General features: G+C 62.7%; 21 protein-coding genes. 16 read left to right on the top strand and 5 right to left on the bottom strand.

What is annotated here, in order from left to right; genetic code table 11:
* Nucleotides 1-165: 165 nt before the first annotated feature.
* Both lysS and ACH6CV_RS11930 read left to right on the top strand, forming a co-directional pair.
* Entirely contained in the window at nt 166-1,656 is a 1,491-nt protein-coding gene (gene lysS, locus ACH6CV_RS11935; RefSeq protein ID WP_456358429.1) for a lysine--tRNA ligase, read from the top strand.
* A gap of 59 nt (nt 1,657-1,715) precedes the next feature.
* Nucleotides 1,716-2,420, top strand: coding sequence for a hypothetical protein (locus tag ACH6CV_RS11930; protein WP_456358428.1), 705 nt, complete (start codon nt 1,716-1,718; stop codon nt 2,418-2,420).
* Nucleotides 2,421-2,650: 230 nt separating this feature from the next.
* On the opposite strand, the gene ACH6CV_RS11925 is transcribed toward ACH6CV_RS11930, so the two are convergent.
* On the bottom strand, nt 2,651-4,666 hold the full coding sequence (locus ACH6CV_RS11925) for a hypothetical protein (protein ID WP_456358427.1): 2,016 nt from the start codon (nt 4,664-4,666) through the stop codon (nt 2,651-2,653).
* Between the two features lie 82 nt (nt 4,667-4,748).
* On the opposite strand from ACH6CV_RS11925, the gene ACH6CV_RS11920 reads away from it, so the two are divergent.
* The gene (locus ACH6CV_RS11920; RefSeq protein WP_456358426.1) at nt 4,749-4,982 is read left to right on the top strand and encodes a DUF378 domain-containing protein; all 234 of its coding nucleotides are present in this window, start codon (nt 4,749-4,751) and stop codon (nt 4,980-4,982) included.
* Nucleotides 4,983-5,103: 121 nt separating this feature from the next.
* Here ACH6CV_RS11920 and nagA read toward each other — a convergent pair whose 3' ends face one another.
* Nucleotides 5,104-6,240 (bottom strand): N-acetylglucosamine-6-phosphate deacetylase, encoded by a 1,137-nt coding sequence (nagA, locus tag ACH6CV_RS11915; protein WP_456358425.1) that lies wholly within the window; start codon nt 6,238-6,240, stop codon nt 5,104-5,106.
* Nucleotides 6,241-6,467: 227 nt separating this feature from the next.
* Between nagA and ACH6CV_RS11910 the strand changes: the two genes are divergently transcribed.
* The 6 genes from ACH6CV_RS11910 (at nt 6,468) to rpsR (ending at nt 10,262) form a co-directional block, all read left to right on the top strand.
* Complete coding sequence (locus ACH6CV_RS11910) at nt 6,468-7,559, top strand: hypothetical protein (RefSeq protein WP_456358424.1); 1,092 nt, start codon at nt 6,468-6,470, stop codon at nt 7,557-7,559.
* A 45-nt stretch (nt 7,560-7,604) separates the two neighbouring features.
* Nucleotides 7,605-8,336 (top strand): CvpA family protein, encoded by a 732-nt coding sequence (locus tag ACH6CV_RS11905; RefSeq protein ID WP_456358441.1) that lies wholly within the window; start codon nt 7,605-7,607, stop codon nt 8,334-8,336.
* Between the two features lie 43 nt (nt 8,337-8,379).
* A complete protein-coding gene (locus ACH6CV_RS11900) occupies nt 8,380-8,889 on the top strand; it encodes a flavin reductase family protein (protein ID WP_456358423.1) in 510 nt (169 codons plus the stop codon).
* Nucleotides 8,890-9,001: 112 nt separating this feature from the next.
* Entirely contained in the window at nt 9,002-9,442 is a 441-nt protein-coding gene (rpsF, locus tag ACH6CV_RS11895; RefSeq protein WP_456358422.1) for a 30S ribosomal protein S6, read from the top strand.
* A gap of 15 nt (nt 9,443-9,457) precedes the next feature.
* Nucleotides 9,458-9,895, top strand: a complete 438-nt coding sequence (locus tag ACH6CV_RS11890; protein WP_456358421.1) for a single-stranded DNA-binding protein — start codon at nt 9,458-9,460, stop codon at nt 9,893-9,895.
* A 109-nt stretch (nt 9,896-10,004) separates the two neighbouring features.
* Complete coding sequence (gene rpsR / locus ACH6CV_RS11885) at nt 10,005-10,262, top strand: 30S ribosomal protein S18 (protein WP_456358420.1); 258 nt, start codon at nt 10,005-10,007, stop codon at nt 10,260-10,262.
* Between the two features lie 255 nt (nt 10,263-10,517).
* On the opposite strand, the gene ACH6CV_RS11880 is transcribed toward rpsR, so the two are convergent.
* On the bottom strand, nt 10,518-10,664 hold the full coding sequence (locus ACH6CV_RS11880) for an OadG family protein (protein ID WP_456358419.1): 147 nt from the start codon (nt 10,662-10,664) through the stop codon (nt 10,518-10,520).
* An 82-nt stretch (nt 10,665-10,746) separates the two neighbouring features.
* Nucleotides 10,747-11,943: a sodium ion-translocating decarboxylase subunit beta gene (locus tag ACH6CV_RS11875; protein WP_456358418.1), complete on the bottom strand. Its 1,197-nt coding sequence runs from the start codon at nt 11,941-11,943 to the stop codon at nt 10,747-10,749.
* A 164-nt stretch (nt 11,944-12,107) separates the two neighbouring features.
* Between ACH6CV_RS11875 and ACH6CV_RS11870 the strand changes: the two genes are divergently transcribed.
* From ACH6CV_RS11870 to ACH6CV_RS11855, 4 genes are all read left to right on the top strand, one after another.
* A complete protein-coding gene (locus ACH6CV_RS11870) occupies nt 12,108-12,881 on the top strand; it encodes a ParA family protein (RefSeq protein WP_456358417.1) in 774 nt (257 codons plus the stop codon).
* A gap of 97 nt (nt 12,882-12,978) precedes the next feature.
* Entirely contained in the window at nt 12,979-13,869 is an 891-nt protein-coding gene (locus ACH6CV_RS11865) for a ParB/RepB/Spo0J family partition protein (RefSeq protein ID WP_456358416.1), read from the top strand.
* A gap of 23 nt (nt 13,870-13,892) precedes the next feature.
* Nucleotides 13,893-14,387 carry an Lrp/AsnC family transcriptional regulator gene (locus ACH6CV_RS11860; protein WP_456358415.1) on the top strand — a complete coding sequence of 165 codons (495 nt, stop codon included), beginning with the start codon at nt 13,893-13,895 and terminating at the stop codon, nt 14,385-14,387.
* Nucleotides 14,384-15,565: a pyridoxal phosphate-dependent aminotransferase gene (locus ACH6CV_RS11855; RefSeq protein WP_456358414.1), complete on the top strand. Its 1,182-nt coding sequence runs from the start codon at nt 14,384-14,386 to the stop codon at nt 15,563-15,565. The genes ACH6CV_RS11860 and ACH6CV_RS11855 overlap by 4 nt, the downstream gene beginning before the upstream one ends.
* Before the next feature lie 103 nt (nt 15,566-15,668).
* Here ACH6CV_RS11855 and dnaA read toward each other — a convergent pair whose 3' ends face one another.
* Nucleotides 15,669-16,994 (bottom strand): chromosomal replication initiator protein DnaA, encoded by a 1,326-nt coding sequence (dnaA, locus tag ACH6CV_RS11850; protein WP_456358413.1) that lies wholly within the window; start codon nt 16,992-16,994, stop codon nt 15,669-15,671.
* 413 nt (nt 16,995-17,407) lie between these two features.
* Here dnaA and ychF point away from each other — a divergent pair, with 413 nt between their 5' ends.
* The 3 genes from ychF to mnmE all read left to right on the top strand — a co-directional run bounded on the left by ychF (nt 17,408) and on the right by mnmE (nt 21,523).
* Complete coding sequence (gene ychF, locus ACH6CV_RS11845; protein WP_456358412.1) at nt 17,408-18,505, top strand: redox-regulated ATPase YchF; 1,098 nt, start codon at nt 17,408-17,410, stop codon at nt 18,503-18,505.
* A 571-nt stretch (nt 18,506-19,076) separates the two neighbouring features.
* On the top strand, nt 19,077-20,183 hold the full coding sequence (dnaN, locus tag ACH6CV_RS11840; RefSeq protein WP_456358411.1) for a DNA polymerase III subunit beta: 1,107 nt from the start codon (nt 19,077-19,079) through the stop codon (nt 20,181-20,183).
* Complete coding sequence (mnmE, locus tag ACH6CV_RS11835; RefSeq protein WP_456358410.1) at nt 20,180-21,523, top strand: tRNA uridine-5-carboxymethylaminomethyl(34) synthesis GTPase MnmE; 1,344 nt, start codon at nt 20,180-20,182, stop codon at nt 21,521-21,523. Before dnaN ends, mnmE begins: the two co-directional genes overlap by 4 nt.
* The last annotated feature ends 60 nt before the right edge of the window (nt 21,524-21,583 follow it).

Here is a 21,583-nt window from a genome sequence, read left to right as displayed (position 1 = left end):
AGACTCAGGAATTGAATTCTCGCAAGAGATTTTTTTCATTTGGCAAGGAGCCTTCGCTGCGGCATAGCAGCGCTGCGGAAAGCTACGAGCGACGCAGCCGGGCGGAATGTGATCCGCTGGGAGCTTAAGGATTGGTTGTGTCAGGACACGGATGGGAGAGCATGCATGGCAGACGGAATTTTAACCGGCATCCCCATGGAGGATGAGTCCGAGCAGACTCGTATCCGCATGGAGAAGCTGCAAGGCCTCAGGGACTTAGGGCGCGACCCCTACGAATTGGTCAGTTTCAACCAGACCCATGAGTCGGCGGACATTCTCAAGGGTTTTGATGCGCTGGAGGGCCAGCCGGTGACGATCGCCGGGCGCATGATGTCGCGCAGGATCATGGGCAAGGCCAGCTTCGCCCACCTGCTCGATGCCAAGGGCCGCATCCAGGTCTACTTCAAGCGCGACGACCTGGGCGAGGAGGCTTACGAGCAGTTCAGGGACTACGACCTCGGCGACGTGTTGGGCGTGGCCGGCTTCGCGTTCAAGACGCGCACCGGCGAGGTCAGCGTGCACGCCCAGTCGGTCACCCTGTTGGCCAAGTGCCTGCATCCGCTGCCCGAGAAGTTCCACGGGCTCAAGGACACCGACACCCGCTATCGCCAGCGCTACCTCGACCTGATCGTCAATCCCGAGGTGCGCGATACCTTTGTCAAGCGCTCGCAAATCCTGCGCGAAATCCGCGCGTTCCTGGACGCGCGCGGCTACCTTGAGGTGGACACGCCGGTGCTCGGCACGCTCGAGATCGGCGCGGCCGCGCGCCCGTTCGTCACCCACCACAACGCGCTGGACATCGACATGTTCCTGCGCATCGAAACCGAGCTTCATTTGAAGCGGCTGGTCGTGGGCGGGCTCGATCGGGTGTACGAGGTGGGCCGGATCTTCCGCAACGAGGGCATGGACACCCGCCACAACCCCGAGTTCACCTCGGTCGAGCTGTATCAGGCCTATACCGACTACATGGGCATGATGGAATTGATCGAGGCGCTGTTCAAGCAGGTGATGCTGAACGTGTGCGGCACGACCAGCATCACCTACCAGGGTCAGCCGATCAAAATCGGCGGCGCCTGGGAGCGCATGACCATGGCCGACGCGGTCAAGAAATATTCGGGCGTCGACTACTATGACTGGGCGGACGACGCGCAGGCGCGCGCGGCCTGTCAAGCGGCGGGTTTTGAGCCCGAAAAGAACTTCACGCGCGGCGAGTGCCTGAACCTGATGTTCGAGGAGACGGTGGAGCAGCACCTGATTCAGCCCACCTTCATCTACGACTACCCGATCGAGGTGTCTCCGCTGGCCAAGCGCAAGCTTTCCGACCCCGCGCTGACCGAGCGGTTCGAGTTCTTCATCGTGGGCTGCGAGTTCGGCAACGCGTTCTCCGAGCTCAACGATCCGATCGACCAGCGCGCGCGCTTCGAGCGCCAGGTGGCGGCCAAGCGGGCGCAGGGCGCAAACGCCTCGGTGGACGAGGACTTCTTGTGCGCGCTCGAGTACGGCCTGCCCCCGACCGGGGGCCTGGGCTTCGGCGTCGACCGGCTGGTGATGCTGCTGACCGACTCCGGCTCGATCCGCGACGTGCTGCTGTTCCCTACGATGAAACCGAAGGAATAAGAAAATGATGGCGGCGGCGTGAAGCCGCCGTCATATTTATGCCACGTTGGAGGGATTTTATGCCTACAGCCAAGCCGACCTGGGCGCAGATCAAGAACCACTTACACTACGGCAAGTGGATCTACCTACTGATCGCGTTATTGTCCTGGTTTGGATACGACCTGGCCTACACCATGACCGAGTATCGCCCGCCCGACAATCGCAAGGTGGACTTCCAACTGGTGCAGGCCGGTTCGGTAGACGCCGATCGGCTGGGCGCGCTGGCTACGCGCGCGCTTGAAGCGGGCCGGATCCACGACGCTACGCTCGAACTGGTCGAATTCATGGGCCTGCCCTACGCCGGCGACCCGGAAACCGACGTATACGGCGCGCAGGTCTTCACCGTCAAGCTGCAGGCGCGCGAAGGCGATCTATGGGTGTTGCCGCGCGCTACATTTGAGCAATTGCAGCCGATGGGCGTGTTCGAGCCGCTGGACGGCTACATCGCGCGCGGGCTGATCCGCCCGAACGGCTCGGATCTGAAAGCGTTCACCTTGCCCGCCCCGTCGGACGAGGTCGACGCGGACGGCGCGCCGCTTGCGCCGAACGGCGAACCGGGCGTATACGCGCTGCCCGCGTCGCTGCTGCCCGCCCTCGCCCAGGCCGGCTACCGCGTCGAGGACGCCTGCGTTGCGCTGGTCGGCTTCTCCACCAACCCCGACACCGCCGCCGCGGTGCTCGGCTGGCTGATCGGCCAACCGCTGCCCGACGCGCCGACAGAGTAGGGCGCGCCGCGATCATGCGCCGGCGCAAGGGAAACAGGGGGCTGTAGCATCGCAAAGAGACGCTACAGCCCCTCTTTTATTTGCGCCTGCTCCCTTCGGCAGGAGCCGATGCCCACCATTCCTCTCCAAGGGAGGAACGGTGGGCAATGCTTCGCGGTATTTCGTGAACGGGCCCTGCGTGCGCTGTGCGCAGTCTACCCCCTTCCCCAAAGCATAAACATATGTTTTGTTTAGAAGAGCCCCTCCAATCCTTCGATCAACGTCTGACGCGCCGCTTCCGCCTTCTCGAGTGAGGCGGTCAGCTCGTCGAGCCGGGCGCTCAAGTCCGCGTCGGGCTCCTCCATCCCGGCCAGTTCATCGCGCAATGCGCCCTCTTCCTTTATCAGCGTACCGATCTCGTCGTTGACTGTGCGCAACTGCGCAGCCGCCGCGCGCAATGCGTCAAGCTTGGCTGCGAGCGCTTCGCTGTCGCCGCCCGCCTCCTGCGCCGCCTGCAGCTCGCCTTGCAGACGTTCGATCTCGGCTGTAAGCGCCTCAATCTGCGCCGCTCCGTCCTCCATGGCGGTCAATTTGCCTTGCAGCGTCTCGACCAAGGCATTGAGCTCGGTTATCTGTGCGTTGAGCGCGGCGACATCGCCCGCGCCTTGTTCGGCCGCGGCCAGCTGATCCTTGAGCTTCGCAATCTCGCCCTCGAGCTCGGCGATGCGGGCGGAGCCGTCGTCCTTGCCTTCCAATTCACTCTTGAGCTTCGCAACCTCGCCCTCGAGCTCGGCAATCCGGGCGGAGCCGTCGTCCTTGCCTTCCAATTCTTCCTTGAGCTTCGCAACCTCGCCCTCGAGCTCGGCAATCCGGGCGGAGCCGTCGTCCTTGCCTTCCAATTCTTCCTTCAGCTTCGCAACCTCGCCCTCGAGCTCGGCGATGCGGGCGGAGCCGTCGTCCTTGCCTTCCAATTCACTCTTGAGCTTCGCAACCTCGCCCTCGAGCTCGGCAATCCGGGCGGAGCCGTCGTCCTTGCCTTCCAATTCACTCTTGAGCTTCGCAACCTCGCCCTCGAGCTCGGCAATGCGGGCGGAGCCGTCGTCCTTGCCTTCCAATTCACTCTTGAGCTTCGCAATCTCGCCCTCGAGCTCGGCGATGCGGGCGGAGCCGTCGTCCTTGCCTTCCAATTCACTCTTGAGCTTCGCAATCTCGCCTTCGAGCTCGGCGATGCGGGCGGAGCCGTCGTCAAAGTTGGCGATTTGCTCATTGAGCTGCCCAATTTGCCCGTCGCGCTCAGCCAGCAGAGCGTTGAGCGACGTGATCTGCCCTCCCAGTTGTTCTACCTGCGTCGCCTGATCGGCCAGTTGCTGCTTCGTCGCCTCGAGCTGCCCGGCCAACTCGCCCACCTGGGCTGAGAGCGCTTCGGCTTCGTCGGCCCGGGCGCGCAGTTGCTCGAGCTGCATCACCTGCTCGTTCAGCTCATCGATCTGCGTCTCTTGCTCGTCCATCAGCGCCGACTTGCCCGCCAGCTCGTCCTGCGTACGGGTGAGCTCGTCCTCCCGCTGCGCCAGCTGGTCGGCGAGCGTCTGCTTTTGATGAAGGGCCGCGTCGAGCTCGGCCTGCTTCGCGCCCAGTTCGCCCTGCGCTTCCTCGAGCAGCACACCCCTGCCCGCCAAATTCTCCTCGCTCTCGGTCAGCAGACCCTCGAGCTCGGCGATGCGGGCGATGTGATCATCCATTTGCTTCGAAACCGCGTTGAGCTCGCCGATCGTATCCTCGGCCTGCTTGACTTCTTTGTCGAGCGCCGACTTCTCGCTCTGCGTCCTGCGCAGCGCGCTCTGCAAGCCCGACAGCTGCTTTTTCAGCGAGGCGATCTTGCCATTGGCCTCGTTGATTTGCAGTGCATCCGCCTCCATCAGCTGCGCATACTCGTCGATCTCGCGCTGCATCACGGCGAGTCGATCCGACGCGGCCGTGAGCTGAAGCGCCTGATCCTGCGCGCTTCTGTCGAGTTCGTCGCGCTGGGCTTGCGCGTCGGTCAGTTGCGCCTGCGCCTCGGTCAACTGCGCCGTCAGCTGTTCGTTGGCCGCCTTGAGCTGTTTGAGCTCCTTCTGAGCGTCGCCGAGCGATTGGTTGGCGCTGCCCAGTTCCTGCGTGCTGGCGGCCAGGTCGCGCCGCGCCGCGCCCATGTTGCCGCCCAGCACCGCGGCCACAATGGTCACGCCCACCAACGCGACCACCAACAGAATTGCCAGGTTTTTCTTCATACTTGTCCCCTCCTCACATATTTGTATGAGATCGATGGAACCGGGTATACTAGTCGCAAACGAAAAGGAGTGAATTCAGTTGATGTTGGATCGCATATCATTGGTCTTGGTCATCATCGGCGCCATCAATTGGCTGCTGATCGGGCTCTTCGGATTCGACCTCGTGGCCTACATCTGCGGCGGGCAGGCCGCCGTGGTCAGCCGGATCATCTACACCGTTGTAGGCATCGCCGGCCTATGGAGCATCTCGCTACTCTTCCGCGAACGCGACGAAGACCACGATCGCGACCGCGACCGCGAGCGCGCACACGACTGATGCCGGGGACGGGCCGATGTAGGCATCGACCCCTACCTCCTTCCATGTTGATGTTTCACGTGGAACAATTTTCTAAAGAAGGCGTGGTCATGTTTCACGTGAAACATGACCACGCCCCTTTTTACCGCAGCTGATAGACCATCTTGCCACCGACCATCGTCCACAGCACATTCAAATCATCATCCAGCAGCACGAGGTCGGAAGGCGCGCCGGGGACGATCTCGCCGCCCGGGACGCCGATCGCGCGGGCCGGATTGAGCGTGGCCATTTGCAGCGCATGCGTAAGCGGCACACCCGCCGCCCGGTGCATGTTGCGCACGGCGCGCTCCATCGTCAGCGTGCTGCCCGCGAGGTTTCCCTCGGCCAGCCGCGCAGCGCCGAGCGACACGAACACGCGGTGCGCGCCCAGCGCATACTCGCCGTCCGGGCGATCGGCGGCCTCCATGGCGTCGGTGACCAAGATGCAACGATCCCTTCCCTTGGCGCGATAACATAACTCGAGCGTCGTGCGATGCAGGTGCATCAGGTCGGCAATCAGCTCGACCGACAGGCGATCGTCGATCAACGCCGCGCCGGGTACGCCGGGCGCGCGGTGGTTCAGCGCAGTCATGCCGTTGAACATGTGCGTGATGTGGGTCAGACCGTGCGCGGCCGCCTCCCCAATCTGCTCGCAAGTGGCATCGGTGTGTCCGGCCGACAGCCTTACCTTATCGCGCAGCACGTCCATCAGCTCAAGCGCGCCCGGCACTTCGGGGGCCAGCGTGAGCAGCTTGACCGCATGTTCGAGGCCGGAGGTCAAACGGCGGTATTCGTCGAGGATGGGGGCTACGATGAACTGCGGCGGCTGCGCGCCCTGCCGTGCTCGGTTCAGGTACGGCCCCTCCAGATGGCAGCCCAGCACGCGCGCGCCGTCTGTGCCGGACATGGCTGCGCCCACGCCTTTGAGCGCCGCGCGGATATCCTTGAACGAGGCCGACATCGTCGTGGGCAAGAAGCCGGTCACGCCGTGGGCGGCCACACTGCGCGCCATGGCGCGCACGTCGGCTTCTCCCCGCATCGTATCGCAGCCGGCGATGCCGTGGATGTGCACGTCGATGAAGCCGGGCGAGAGCAGCGCGCCGGGCGCGTCGAGCACCTCCTCGCCGGGGCGCGGCGACAGCGCGTCGCCCATCTCCAGCACGCAGTCGCCCTCCACGCGCACGGTAACCCCGTACGCCCCACGCCGCCCATCAAACAGGCACCCCGGTCGAATCAACATAAGTACACCCCCAATAGAAATCGCACTCAACCCCGAGCCCTCCCCCAACGGGTGGGTTCGGGAGGGCCGGAGCCCTCCCGCGCAACGCCCCGCCGGCAGATGCGCGTGATCTAAACTTAGCCATTGCATGTATTCGCTCTTTCTATTATAATAGGAATGCTGAAAACTGGCAAGCGTCCTTGCGACTTTTCCTGGTTTTTGGTTTCGCATGAATTATGGAGGCATCTGTGGACAAAAAGCGGAACGCGCGCCCATCCTGGCTGAAGGTAATCATCATAGTCTCGCTGGTCAGTGTGGGCGCCTACTTCGTCGCGCGGGGCATCGTCAATCACTACTCGTCCCACCTGGGTACCGCACGGCCCACGCCGGCCTACGCGGGTCAGTCGGTCGAGCCGCTGGGCGACGGCATGGTATACTACGACGGCGCAACGCTGCACGCGCTGAACGACCGCGGCCGGCCGGTCTGGAGCTACGCCGCCGGCATGAACGCCGGCTTCTCGGTGGGCTCGGGCGGCGTAGCCACCTGGTCGGGCAACATGCTGTCGCTGCTGACCGAAGGCCGTGGCGAGACGCTGTTCAGCGGCGAGGTGGACGGCCCGGTAATCAATGCGCGCCTGGGTACGATGTACGCCGCGGCACAGGTGGGCGAGGAGCACAACAGCACCATGCTGGTCATGGAGGTCAGCGGTCGGCCGGTGGAAAAGATCGAGCTCAAGAACACGACGGTGCTCGACTTCGGGTTCTTCAACAACGACACGCTGTTGTGGGTGATGGGTTTGGACACCGAAGGCACGGTGCCCGTGTGCTCAATCAGCACCTACCGCCCCGGGCGGATGTTGCTGGGCACGATCACCGACACCCGGCAGGTGCTGTACGAGGTGGTGTTCCAGTCGAACATCCGCGCGGTGGGCACCACCCACATCCGCGACTACCAGTATGGCAACAAGGAAATCAAGGAAAACGCCATGCTGGTGTACGGCTGGTATCTGATGAGCATCGACGACCGCTCGTCCAACCCGCTGATGGCGTTCGTGCCCACCGGCCAGTCGGACGGCGCGAGCGGCTTCAATGATCTGCGCATGATCCGGGGGCAGCAGGACCAATGGGTGCGCCTGCCGCTGCCCGCCATCCGGGTGATGGCCTTCGGCGACGCGGTGTACGCGTTCACCAACCAGGAGGTCATGGTCATCCGCATGGGCGAGGTCACGCCCGCGATCTACACGCTGCCCATCTACGTGGACGGCGTGCTGGGCATCACCGGCAACAAGACGGCCATCGTGACATCGGGCGGCGGGGTTCAGTTAATTCCGCTCCCGTAGCGCAATCCGGATATGCCCAAACAAAAGGAGGGACATCACTTGAACATGTGGGGCTTTAACATCGTGGACTTGGTGATCATCGCGGTTCTGCTCTTGTCGGTGATATCGGGGATGTACAAAGGCTTGCTGACGTCCGCATTGACCACCTTGGGCTTCGGCGCGGCCTTCTTCGGCGCGCGGGCGTTCTACCCGGAGCTGTCGCACGCGATCCAGGCCAATTCCAGCCTGATGGACGTGTTGGCGTATTACCTGGGCGCCTCCGACCTGTTTAAGACCGTGGGCCTGGCGGAGAAGGCCGTGTCGGGCGCGGCGCAAAATGGGCTGCTGGCGCAAGCGGTGAACGACCTCAAGCTCAGCCGGCTGCCCGACGCCATCATCAAGGCGTTCCAGGCCAATGTGGACAAGCAGATCTTCTCGGGCAAGGGGCTGGACAGCCTCGCCGACTATCTGAACCAGACGATCTTCGGCGCCGCGATCAACGTAATCTCGTTCCTGGTGCTGTTCATCGTGGCCTACCTGCTGGTGATGCTGATCGTGAACCTGCTCAACAACGTGTTCCATTTCCCGCTGCTCAAACACTTCGACTGGCTGCTGGGCGGCGCGTTCGGGCTGATCCGCGGCGTGATTATCGTGTCGCTGGTGCTGGCGGTGGTGCCGCTGGCGATGTCGGTCATCAACATCGACACCATCAACCAGATGATCCGCACCTCCCAACTGGCCGGCTACTTCCCGCAGGAGTTCGCCGTCGCGGATATCATCGCTAAAGCATTCCGGTAACGGAAACCGCATAGACTCTTGGTTGATGAGGGGAGGATGCTTCATGTTAAAGCTGAACTATCTGGAGGCCATGGGCCAGGCGACCGAGCGGATGAGCAAGGGCGGCGTGTTGCTGACGGTGACGGGCGATAGGCCCAATACCATGACGATCGGCTGGGGCGCGATCGGCTTTAGCTGGAACAAACCGATGATGATGGTCATGGTACGCCCCTCGCGCCATACGTTTGAACTGCTCAACAAGGCCGGCCGGTTCTCGGTCAGCGTGCCGCGCGCCGGCGACCTCAAAGGGGAACTGATGTTTGCCGGCACCGAATCGGGCCGGACGGTGGACAAGTTCCAGGGGCACGGGCTCACGTGCGCGCCCGGTCTGACCGACGGGATCAAGATCGTCGCCGAGTGTCCGTTGCATATCGAATGCGTGGTGAGGCATGTGCAGGACATGACCGGCGATCTGCTGGACGACAGCGTGCGGCTGAGCGCCTACCCGAAGGGCGACCTTCACCGGCTGTACTTCGGCGAGATCGTCGAATGCTATCGGACCGATCAAAGTTAATTTTTGAATAGACACTTGTCCGATTCTCAAACATGCCCTATAATGCATAGTTAGCGCATCCTTGCCTTGATGAGAAGTCAAGGCCGCAAGTCCATAAGGAGGTGAAACCTACATGAACCAATACGAAGTCATGTATGTGATCGACACCGCTCTCGAAGAGCAGGCCCGCCAGGACACCGTCGCCCGTTTCGCGGCGCTGGTTGAACAAAACGGCGGCCAGGTCGATCGCATCGACGAGTGGGGCAAGCGTCGCTTGGCCTACGCCATTGACTACAAGACCGAGGGCTACTACGTGCTGATGTACGTCACCGCCCCGCCCGCCCTGCCGCGCGAGCTCGAGCGAAACCTGCAAAACGCCGATGCCATTCTGCGTTACCTGGTGATTCGCTTTGAGGGCGCGCTGCCGCCTAAGCGCGAGCCGTTGAGGCCCTTCGCGCCCGCGCAGGCCGCCGAGGCCGAGCCGGAAACCCCGGCCGTTGAGGCCGCACCGGCCGCAGAGGAAGCGCCTAAAGCACCGGTCGCAGAGGAAGCCGCCGAACCCGTCCAGGGTTAAAGGCAGGGATTGAGCATGAACAAAGCGATTCTAATCGGAAATCTCACCCGCGATCCCGAGGCGCGTACCACGTCTTCGGGCATACCGATGACCACCTTTACGCTGGCGGTCAACCGGCGCTTTACCAACCAGCAGGGTGTACGCGAGGCGGATTTCATTCCCATCATCACCTGGCGTCAGCAGGCGGAGCTGTGTGCCCGCTACCTGACCAAGGGCCGCAAGTGCGCGGTGGTCGGCACGATTCAGACCCGTTCCTATGATGCGCAGGACGGCACGAAGCGGTACGTCACCGAGGTGGTCGCGGACGAGGTGGAATTCATCGGTGCCCAGAGCCAAGGCGGTGCCGGCGGCTATGCGGACAATGTACCGCCGCCCCCGGAACCCGCGAGCTTCTCGCCCAAGGCGGCGGCTCCCAGCTTTGGCGAAGCGGATGACGACGAATTGCCGTTCTAGGGCGGCAAGCGCCGATCGGTTCTGACGCCGCCTGACGGGTTTTCCCGCCCGGTCGACGCCCGAACGAATCATCGCTTACCGAAATCATCACGAGTAGGAGGAAGGACACATGTCTGAGGATAGAGGCGATCGCGGCGCACGGCGTCCGCGCGGCCGCAAGCCGCGCCGGAAAGTCTGTATGTTCTGCGTGGACAAAATCAAGCACATCGACTACAAGGACACCGCGCGTCTTCGCCGCTTCACCAACGAGCGCGGCAAGATCGTACCCCGCCGCATGAGCGGCGCGTGCGCCAAGCATCAGCGTCAGATCTCCATCGCCATCAAGCGCGCGCGGACGATCGCACTTTTGCCGTACGCCACCGACTGATTTGGATGGCCCTGAAGCAGAGCTTCGGGGCCATTTTTTCCCGTTTGGCGATGGTATAATGATCCGGGGGTATGCAAAAGGGGTTGGAGGGCAAGCCCTCTGTGTTCAATTGCCCACATCGGCCCGCCATGCCTGTCCCCCTGGGATTGGCCCTTCCCATTTTCCGCTTGGAGGGAAACAGGTTCCGCACCATATATGACGGGGCCGCGGCGCTCGATCAGCGCCGCGGCCCCGTCTATCCTTCGAATCAACCCGTCAATCGTCTTCCCCGCCCTTAGGCGCGGGCATCTTCTGCATCAGCTTGACGAACAGGAAGATCAAAATCAGCACCAGAAACGTGCCGCACAGGCCCAGCCCGGCCACGATAAAGCCCTTTGAAAGGATCGTCATACCTTCATACATCGTCGCTTCCTCCTTTAAATGCCGCTACACAGCCAATCCTTGGGTTTCGCGCGAATTTCTAAGCCTTGGCTGTGCCGCAGCGCTAACCCGCCATCATCGCGACCAGCGTAATCAGCATCGAGCCCGCCACGATCGAGCCGATTTGACCCGAGGCGTTGGCGCTGATGGCCTGCATCAACACGAAATTGTACGGATCGTCTTCCTTGGCCATCTTCTGGATCACGCGCGCGCTCATCGGGAATGCCGAGATGCCGGCCGCGCCCACCATCGGGTTGATCTTGTTCTTTCTGAACAGGTTGAGCAGCTTTGCGAACAGCACGCCGCCCGCGGTATCGAACACGAACGCCAGCAGGCCCATGCCCATAATCAGCAGCGTGTCCAGGCGCAGGAACTTGTCGGCCAACATCGTCGAACCGATCGTCAGGCCCAGCAGGATCGTGACCAGGTTGCCCAACTCCTTCTGCGCGGTCTGGCTGAGGCTGTTGAGCACGCCGCACTCGCGCAAGAGGTTTCCGAACATCAGCGCCCCGATCAGCGGCGCGCTCATCGGTACCACGATGCCGCTGACCACGGTAATCAGGATGGGGAACACGATCAGCGTGAGACGCGATACGCGCTGCTCGTGGTAGTCCATGCGAATCTGGCGCTCCTGCTTGGTGGTCAGCGCGCGAATGACCGGCGGCTGGATGATCGGCACCAGCGACATGTAGCTGTAGGCCGCCACCGAGATCGGCGCCATGTAGTCGGTGAGTTTGAAGTAGTTGGCCACGTACAGCGTGGTCGGGCCGTCGGCCGCGCCGATGATGCCGATCGCCGCCGATATCTTCATAATCAGCGACTGGTCGGAGACGCCGAACACCGGGCCGACCGTGACCAGCGACAAGAGGAATGTGGCGAAGATGCCGAACTGCGCCGCCGCGCCGAAGAAGATCATCGAGGGGTCCTTGAGCAGCGGGGAGAAATCGCACATCGCACCCACCGCGATGAAGATCAAAATCGGGAACAGCTCGTTGGCAATGCCGGCGTTGAACAGCACGGTCAAAAAGCCCGGCTCGTGCGCGGTGCCCAGCACCGAGGGCATCATGGTCTCCAGCACCGGCGGCAGGTTGGCGAGAATCGCGCCGAAGCCGATTGGCAGCAACAGCGCCGGTTCGTAGTCCTTCTTGATCGCGAGGTAGATCAGCGTGCCGGCGATCAGGAACATGACCAGCGTCTTGAGCCCGGGCCCGCTGACCATGTAGAGGATGCCCGAGAACAGTTCTTGGAACAGACCTTGCATGTCGACATCTCCCCCTTGGTAATCATCTCGCCCATTATAGCAGGCCCCGGCGGTCATCGCAACGCCTGCCCCAGAAAGAAGCTGAAAATCTTTGCGCCCTCGGTTGTACTTTACACACAAATCTTATATAATGAAATGCAAATCGTTGAGCGGAGGGCCTGTCGGTGTCGAAAATCGTCGCGGTGACCAATCAAAAGGGGGGCGTCGGCAAGACCACCACCACCGTCAACCTGAGCGCCTGCCTGGCCGAGGCGGGCAAGCGGGTGCTGCTCGTAGACGCAGATCCCCAGGGCAACGCCTCGAGCGGCCTGGGGCGGCCCGGCGATCCCGGCAAGACGCTCTACCAGGTGCTGATCGAGGGCCTCGAAGCGCGTGAAGCGATCGTTGCCACCGCGACGCCCGGCCTGTTCCTGCTGCCGGCCTCGATCGAGATGGCGGGCGCGGAAATCGAGCTGGTCTCGATGCCGGGCCGCGAGGCGATGCTAAAGCGCGCGCTCGAATCCATAAGATCCGATTACGACTACCTGCTGATCGACTGTCCGCCGTCGCTGGGGCTTTTAACGCTCAACGCGCTGACCGCCGCCGACAGCGTGCTGGTGCCCATCCAATGCGAGTACTACGCGCTCGAGGGCGTGGGCCAGCTGATGAACACGCTGAACTTGGTGCGCAAGCGGCTGAACCCGGAGCTTATGGTCGAGGGCGTGCTGCTGACGATGCTGGACGGGCGCACCAATTTGGGGCTCCAGGTCGTGGACGAGGTCAAGAAGCACTTCCGCGACCGTGTGTTCTCCACGATCGTGCCGCGCAATGTGCGCCTGGGCGAAGCGCCCAGTCACGGATTGCCGATTCACCTGTACGACGCGCGCTGCCCGGGCACGACGGCTTACCGCGAGTTGGCCGCGGAGGTCATCGACCGCAACGAGGGTGACGACTGGTAGCGGCGATCCATTCCCCCAAGAAGGGAAACGGGGATGGGCCGCCCCCTGGTGCTGCAGCCCCAATCATGATAAGTATTGTAGCGAGGAATGAAATGATATGGCCAAGGCGGTGAAACACGCTCTGGGGCGGGGGTTGGACGCGCTGCTCGGCGGCGCGCAGGCAAGCGAAGCCGCACCGATGGCCGCCGAGCCCATGCAGCCGGGCGACGCGGTGCTTCAGCTTCGCATCGCCGACATCGACCCCAACCGCACGCAGCCGCGCCGGCGGTTCGACGAGGACGCGCTCGGCGAGCTGGCCGCGTCGATCGCCAGCGTGGGCGTGATCCAACCGGTGATCGTGCGGGAGCTTAACGGGCGCTACCAGCTGATCGCGGGTGAGCGGCGCTGGCGCGCGGCGCGTATGGCGGGGCTTTCCGAGATACCCGCGATCGTGCGCGACTGGGACGAGGTCAAGCGGCTCGAGGTAGCGCTGATCGAGAACCTGCAGCGCGACGACCTGAATCCGATTGAGGAGGCGCAGGGCGTCAGGCAACTGATGGAGCAGTGCGGTTACACGCAGGAGGCCGCGGCCGAGCGGCTGGGTAAGAGCCGCAGCGCGCTGGCGAACCTGCTCAGGCTGCTGACGCTCGACGGCCGGGTGCTTATGCTGGTCGAGGGCAAGCAGCTCTCGGCCGGGCACGCGCGCGCGCTTGTCGCGATCGAGGACAAAAACGAGCAGGTGCGGCTGGCCAACCTGTGTATGGCGCAGGGCTGGTCGGTACGCCAACTCGAAAAGATATGCCAGCAGGCGCGCGCAGGCGCAGATGAAGCGCCTGTTCCAAAAGCCGCCGTGCCGCGCGAGGTGCGCGAGCTGGAGCGCCTCGCGCGCGAGGCGTTCGGTACCAAGGCGCAGCTGGATGGCGACCTGCAAAAGGGCAAGCTGGTGCTCCATTATTATTCGGCCGATGACCTACAGCGCATCTGGGACGTGCTTGCAGGAATTCGATAATCATCTTTTGAGGGGGCGAGGGATTGGTCAACGAGTTTGAACTAAACATCCTGGAGGTATTGTCCGAGGACGCGCGTACGCCGATCGAGCGGATCGCGCTGATGACGGGCGCGGCGGCGAGTGAAGTGGCCGAAGCCATCGCCCGTATGGAGGCGCAGAAGATCATCGTGCGCTACCCCGCGATGATTAACTGGGACGCGGTTAACCGCGACCAGGTGGAGGCGCTGATCGAGGTCAGGGTGTCGCCGCAGCGCGGCGAGGGCTTCGACGCGATCGCCGAGCGCATTTACCGCTTCGAGGAGGTGTCCTCGGTCTACCTGATGTCGGGCGCGTACGACCTGATGGTGCTGGTGCGCGGCAGCACGCTCAAGCAGCTGGCCCAGTTCGTATCCGAGAAGTTGTCGACGCTCGAGCACGTGCTGTCGACGGCCACCCACTTTGTGCTCAAGCGCTACAAGGATAACGGCGTCGTGCTCGAGGGCGACGGTCCCGACGATCGATTGGCGGTGAGCCCGTGAATTACGATCAGATTTTGTGCCGCCGCATAAGCGACGTGCCGCCGTCCGGCATCCGCAAGTTCTTCGACATCGTGAGCGAGATGAAGGACGCGATCTCGCTGGGCGTGGGTGAACCCGACTTCAACACGCCCTGGAGCTACAACGACGCCGCGATCTACTCGCTGCGCCAAGGCAAGACCCACTACACCAGCAACTGGGGCCTGATCGAGCTCAGGCGCGCGATTTCCAAGTACGGCCAGCTGCGCTTCGGCGTCGAGTACGACCCGGCCAAGGAGATATTGGTCACCGTGGGCGCGTCGGAGGGCATCGACCTGGCGCTGCGCGCGCTGATCGAGCCGGGCGATGAGGTGCTGGTGCCCGACCCAACCTATGTGTCGTATAAGCCGGGCATCGTGTTCTCGGGCGGAACGTGCGTGACCATCCCGACCGTAGCTTCGGACAATTTCCGCATGACGCCCGAAGCGCTCAAGGCGGCGATTACAGAAAAGACGAAGGCGCTGATCTTCCCGTATCCGAATAACCCGACCGGCGGCGTGATGCGCAGGGAGCACATGCAGGCGATCGCCGACGTGCTCAAGGGCACAAACATCATCGTAATCGCCGATGAAATCTACGCGGAGCTGACCTACGGCGGCGAGCGGCACGTGAGTTTCGCCAGCCTGCCCGGCATGTGGGAGCGCACGATCACGCTGAACGGCTTTTCGAAGGCGTTCGCGATGACGGGCTGGCGCATGGGCTATGCCGCAGGGCCTAGGGAACTGCTCGCGGTGATGTGCAAGATCCACCAATACACGATGCTGTGCGCGCCGACGGCTGGGCAGTACGCGGCGCTGGAGGCGATTTCCATCGGGATGAAGAACGACTTTACCGACGTAATGCACATGGTGCGCGCGTATGACCGGCGACGGCGGTTGGTGGTCGGTTTGCTGAATAACGCGGGGCTGGATTGCTTTGAGCCGGGCGGGGCGTTCTATGCGTTCCCGTCGGTGAAGCGAACGGGGATGAATGCGCAGGAATTCTGCACGGAGCTGCTCAAGCAGCAGAAAGTGGCCTGCGTGCCCGGCGACGCGTTCGGCGAGCTGGGCGAGGGGCATATCAGGATATCGTATGCGGCGGCGACCGACAAGCTGATCGAGGCGATGAAGCGGATCGAGAAATTTGTGAAGGGCAGGGCGTAAAAGATAGGGGGAGGTTCCCCACGTGAGCGTGACGAAAATCCAGAGGACAAAGCCCTCTGGATTTTTGTCATGCTCATGAGGGGAAGAAACCCTTCCCCTCGCTCTACTTATCGCGTATGGCGCTCCTCAGGTCGTCCAGCGCCTTGGACAGCTGCGGCGCGACGCGCGACTCGTTCGCGATCTTGTTGCAGCCGTGCATGACCGTCGTGTGGTCGCGCCCGCCGAACGCGTCGCCGATCCGCGTCGTCGACAGGCTCGTCATTTCTCTGCACAAATACATCGCCACCTGCCGTGGCAGCGCGATCTCCCGATGCCGCTTCGCCGAGGTCAGCTCTGCCCGGTCCAGCCGGTAATAGTCCGCCACCACCTGCATGATGAGGTCCGGCGTAATCCGCTTCGCGTCCCTCACCCCGACCAGGTTCGACAGCGATTGCTGCGCCAGTTCCAGCGTCACGCTCTGGCGCTTGACCGTCGCCTCCGCATTCACCCGCGTCAGCGAGCCCTCGAGCTCCCGGATGTTCGATTCTACCTTCTCCGCAATGAAGCTCAGCACCTCGTCCGGGATGTCATAGTGCTCGGTCGCCGCCTTCTTCCGGAGTATCGCCACGCGCGTCTCATAGTCCGGCTTCTGGATGTCGGCGATCAGCCCCCACTCGAACCGAGACCGCAGCCGCTCCTCCAGCGTCGGGATGTCTTTCGGCGGACGGTCCGACGAGATCACGATCTGCTTGCCGCCCGTGTGCAGGTGGTTGAACGTGTGGAAGAACTCCTCCTGCGTCGAGGTTTTGCCCGCGATGAACTGGATGTCGTCCACCATCAGCACGTCCACATTGCGCAGCCTGTCGCGCAGCTCCGTCGTGGTCTTATTCTGGATCGCCTCGATGACGTCGTTGGTGAACCGCTCGCTCGTGATGTAGAGCAGCTTCACCGACGGATTCTCCGCGCGCATGTGGTGCCCGATCGCGTGCATCAGGTGGGTCTTGCCCAGTCCCACGCCGCCGTACAGGAACAGCGGGTTATACGCGTCGTTCGGGATCTCCGCCACCGCCAACGACGCCGCGTGCGCAAACCGATTCGACTCGCCCACCACAAACGTGTCGAAGGTATACTTGGGGTTGAGCAAGTCTGTTCGATCCATGCCCTCCGCGCCCAGCGCCGACAGATTGAGCGGCGCGGGATCGTTGGCGTTCACGATGAACACCTCGTACTCCTGCCCGAACACCTCGCGCACCGCGCCCGAGATCATCGAGCTATAGCGCTGGCGCAGCACATTCATGCCGGTCATATCCTTGGTGCCCAGCACCATCTTTCCGTCTTCCGCCATCATCACGATGAGCGTACGGATCCAGGTATTAAAAGCGGGATAGGTGATGCTTTTGTTATTTTCCAGCCTCCTCAATACCTCGGCCCATCGATCTTGATGTATCATTGGTATCCCCCAATATCATTTCATGAAAAAGACTTATCCACAAAAAATCCACAGCACGTGGAAAACTTTCGGGCGAGTGGGGATAAGTTCGTGCCTATCATATCAAAAATTTGGAGGTCAATCAAGCGCTCGGCACGGATTTTTCGGGACTTGTCGCAAAAAATGTTTCGGGGAGAATGGGGGTGGAATGGTGAGGCGTGAAACGACCATATAGATTTGTATATCGGCTGTTTATGGGATTATTTCCTATTTATATAGTGATTCCTGAGAAGCACAAGGTTTTTTGGGGTATCGACCCTCAAAGATATCGTGTTGATGGGCGGTGGATGGAGTGGGGAAAGCAGGGAAGATTGATATTTCTAACGCGGTAATGTATAATGGATGCCGAGTGAAGCATCCGGAGGGATTTTGAGATGAAATTGGGCGTGGTGGGCCTCCCCAACGTCGGCAAGAGCACGTTATTCAACGCGATCACCTGCGCGGGCGCGCAGGCGGCGAATTACCCTTTCTGCACGATCGAGCCCAACACCGGCGTGGTGCCGGTGCCCGACGCGCGGCTCGACGTGCTTGCCGAGATGTACAAGCCCGAGAAATACACGCCGGCGGTGCTTGAGTTTGTGGACATCGCGGGGCTGGTCAAGGGTGCGAGCCGCGGCGAGGGCCTGGGCAACAAGTTTCTGAGCCACATCCGCGAGGTGGACGCGATTGTGCACGTGGTGCGCTGCTTTGAAGACGACAATGTGATCCACGTCGAGGGCTCGGTCGATCCCGCGCGCGACATCGAAACCATTCAGATGGAGCTGATCCTGTCGGACCTGGAGACGATCGCCAAGCGCCGCGACAAGGCCGCGCACCTGGTCAGGAACGGCGAAAAGCGGCACCAGGACGAGCTGAACGCGGCCGAAGCGCTGACCGAGCATTTGAATCAGGGCAAGCCGGCGCGTACCTGCCGCTTAAGCGATACAGGCAAAGAAGTCGCGCGCGGGTGGTTCCTGCTGACGACCAAGCCGGTGATCTACGCCGCCAACATTGCGGAGGGCGATCTGGGGACGGATGAGGACGCGCTGCGGATGGTACAAGTGGTGAAGGGGATCGCGCGGGACGAAGGCAGCCAGGTGCTGGTGATATCGGCGAAGGTGGAGGAGGAGATCGCTCAGCTGCCGATCGAGGAGAAGCAGCTGTTTTTGGAGGAGATGGGCATCGGCGCGTCGGGGCTGGACCGGCTGGTGCAGGTGTGCTATCGGCTGTTGGGGCTTATCAGTTATTTGACTGCGGGGCCCAAGGAAGTACGCGCGTGGACGATCGAGCAAGGAACGAAGGCGCCGCAGGCGGCGGGCAAGATCCATAGCGATTTCGAGCAGGGGTTTATCCGGGCGGAGATCGTGGCATATGAGGATTTGGTAAGGGAGGGGAGCATGGCCGCGTGTAAGGAAAAGGGCCTGGTGCGCTCGGAGGGCAAGGAATATGTGATGAAGGACGGCGACGTAACGCTGTTCCGGTTTAATGTATAGGGAAGATGGGAAAAAAGGGAGAAAAGCGGATCTCTTCCCCGCGTGAGCGTGATGGGAGTCCAGAGGGCAAAGCCCTTTGGCGGGGCTTGGGGCAGCGCCCCAACGTTCCCCCGTTCCCCGTCCCCTGCGCCGCCTCATCCGTCCTCAAACGCCAGGACCGTGAAGCCGGTACCGTGAGAAGGCGGCGCGGCGTTCCCGATGTTTTGAATTTCGCGGGCGACGCCGAAGGCGGAGCCTGCGAAATTTAGAACGAGTCCGTCCCTGCTCCATAAAGCCGGTCAGGGGAACGGGGTTACGCCAAGGGCTGCGCCCCTGGACCCCGCCAAATGGACTTTGCCCCTTTGGAATCCCTATGACCGCTCGCGCGGGGAGGAGCCGTAATGGGCATAAATTGTGGAGAAAATGATCGCTTATCCCGGCGTCGTCCACCGCTTGTCCCGGTTCCCGCCTCCCCAAAAACCCTGCCACCGCCTACCCTAAACGACCTTATCCACATTATCCCCATCCCTATTACTATGACGACTATTTATTCTTTCTACGGCCAAAACTCTGACTTCGGGAGGGATCATCGATGAAATTTTCCTGCCATACCTCTGCCCTGCTCTCGGGCCTCAGCGTCGCCGTCCGCGCGCTCTCGTCGCGTACCACGCAACCGATCCTCGAGGGCGTGCTCGTCAAATCCTTGGACCGCGGCCTCGAACTCACCTGCTCCGACGGCGCCATCAGCATCGTCACCACCGTAGAAGCCGAAATCTCCGAGGAAGGAGCCGTCGTACTTCCCGGCAAGCTCTTCTTGGATGTCGTGCGCAAGATGCCCCAGGCGCTCATGACCGTCACCGTGGGCGAAACCTTTGTCTCCTCCATGAGATGTCTCGGCGCGCGCATGACCCTCGCCGGCCAGAGCGGAGACCTTTTCCCCTCACTCCCGCTCGTCAGCGCCGAAAACTCATTCGAGCTGCCGCAAACCCTGCTCCGCGACATGATGCAGGAGACCGCGTTTGCGATTGCCGTCGACGACCCGCGCAAGGTGCTCAACGGTTGCCTGCTCGAAATCGCACACGGCGAGGCGCGCATGATCGCGCTCGACGGGTTCCGTCTCGCGCTGCGCCTCGCGCGTTTATCGGGCGACGCGCCCGAGCTTTCGGCCATCATCCCCGGCAAGGCCGTGGCCGAGATCGCCAAGATACTGGGCTCCGAGGACGAAAAGATGGCCCATGTCAAAATCGGCGGCACGCAGATGATGGTCGAGCTGGATGAAACCCAACTGTACTCCACCTTGATCGAGGGCGAGTACATCAACTATCGCCATATCCTGCCGTCCGAATGGAAGACGCGCGTCAAGATCGACCGCGACCAATTTGCGATGTGCGTCGATCGCGCCTCGCTGATCGCGCGCGAGGGGCGCAACAACCTCATCAAGATGCAGATCGAGGACGGGCGCATGATCATCACCTCCAACTCCGAGAGCGGCGACGCCTACGAGGAGCTCGAAGTCGAGGTCGAGGGCGAGGGGCTGTCGATCGCGTTCAACGTGGTGTACGTGTCGGACATCCTGCGCGTATTGCCCGAGGGCGAGGCCTACATGCGGTTCAATTCCCCGGTCAGTCCATGCCTGGTCTGCCCGGTCGAGGGCGACGCGTTCGCTTACCTGATGCTGCCCGTGCGGGTCAACGCATGATGGACGGTACCATCGCCGCCGTCGCCACGCCGCCGGGCGAGGGCGGTATCGCCGTCATCCGCGTAAGCGGGGAGAAGGCGCGGGACATCCTGTCCGGCTGCTTCGTCCGGGCGTCGGGCGAAGGGATGGAGCCGGGACGGCTGTGCTATGGCCGGGTGATCGGCCGGGATGGAGCGCCGATCGACGAAGCCATGGCGGTGTTCCTGCCCGCGCCCTGTACCTACACGCGCGAGGACGTGGCCGAGATCCAGTGCCACGGCGGAACGGTGCAGGCGCGGCGGGTGCTCGGTCGCGTGCTCGAGTTGGGCGCGCGCGCGGCAAAGCCCGGCGAGTTCACACAGCGCGCGTTTTTGGGCGGTCGGATCGACCTAAGCCAGGCCGAGGCGGTGATGGCGCTGGTCGCGTCGGGCAGTGAGGCGGCGGCGCGCGCGGCCTGCCGGCAGCTGGACGGCGGCGTATCGGCCACGATGCGCAAGCTGGCGGGCGAGCTGATCGACCAGCTTGCGTTGATCGGGGCGGGCGACGACTTCCCTGAGGAGGTCGAGGAGCAGGCTGCGGCTGTGGCCGTGCTCGAGCGCGCGCGGCGCGTGCGCGAGCAGCTCATCGCCCTGTCCGATCCGAGGAACGCGCGCATCCTGCGCGAGGGGCTGAACGTCGTGCTTGCCGGCCGCCCCAACACCGGCAAGTCGTCGCTGCTCAACGCGCTCCTGGGCAGCGACCGCGCGATTGTGACCGAGTACGCGGGCACCACGCGCGACCTGCTCAGCGAGGCGCTGTCGGTCGAGGGATGCCGGGTCACGCTGATCGACACCGCGGGTCAGCGCGACGCGGACGATCCGATTGAGCGCATGGGCGTCGAGCGCGCGCGGGGCGCGCAGCGGGATGCCGACCTCGTGCTGCTGGTGCTTGACGGTTCGGAGCCGTTGACCCCCGAGGACGACCGGCTGATCGAAGGCGCGGACGGACGCTGCGTCGCCGTGGTCAACAAGTGCGACTTGGATGAGCGCATCGACGGGGCGAGGCTTGCTGATCTCAAAACGCTGCGCGTCTCGGCGCGCACGTCGGAGGGGGTTCCCGCGCTGCGCGCGTTGATCGCGCGGGAAGCCGCTCGCGCGGCCGCGGCCGAGGACCAGCTGACGGTAGAGCGCCACATCGATTGCGCGAAGGGAGCGATCGCGGCGATCGAGCGCGCGATCGGGGCGATCGACTCGGGGTTGCCGCTCGATCTCGCCGCGGTCGACCTGATGAGCGCGCTCGATCAACTGCTGGCGATCACGGGCAAAAACGCGTCCGAAGCGGTGATCGACTCTGTTTTCGCCAATTTTTGCGTAGGAAAATAGCGTGTATCGCGGTTGAACTTAACGCAAAAAGCCGCTATAATGTGATACCATTGAGCCTAT

The sequence above is a fragment of the Anaerozeibacter quisquiliarum genome (assembly GCF_051162045.1).
Lineage (GTDB): Bacteria > Bacillota > Clostridia > Christensenellales > Aristaeellaceae > Anaerozeibacter > Anaerozeibacter quisquiliarum.
This window is presented reverse-complemented; position numbering and strand designations above follow the sequence as displayed.